Here is a 268-nt window from a genome sequence, read left to right as displayed (position 1 = left end):
CCCTCGAAGGATCGGATCGCCGCCACCTTTCATCCACTTCGTCCGGACACGGCACAGACAGATGCCTTGCGTGCGCGTTATGCAGGTTCGGCGGGGCAAAGGCCGGTCGTCGGTGTATCGTGGCACAGCACGAACGCCGACAAGCAGCTTCCGGAAGTCGGGGATTGGCGCGTGCATTTGCAGGAGCTGGAATGCTGGGGCCTGTCGCTGCAATACCATCCCGAGGCTGCGGGGCTCCGCCATTTCGAGACCGAAGGCCAGCAGATCA

1 protein-coding gene is annotated in these 268 nt (G+C 63.1%); it reads left to right on the top strand.

Features of this window, described 5'->3' with window-relative positions; translation table 11 throughout:
* A partial coding sequence (locus tag JI667_RS21475) for a hypothetical protein (protein WP_206858477.1) occupies window positions 1-268 on the top strand: 268 nt, incomplete at both ends.

The sequence above is a fragment of the Bacillus sp. NTK074B genome (assembly GCF_017303375.1).
Lineage (GTDB): Bacteria > Bacillota > Bacilli > Bacillales > Bacillaceae_B > Rossellomorea.
Note: the sequence above shows the minus strand (reverse complement) of the source record. Positions and strands in the feature narration are given on the sequence as shown.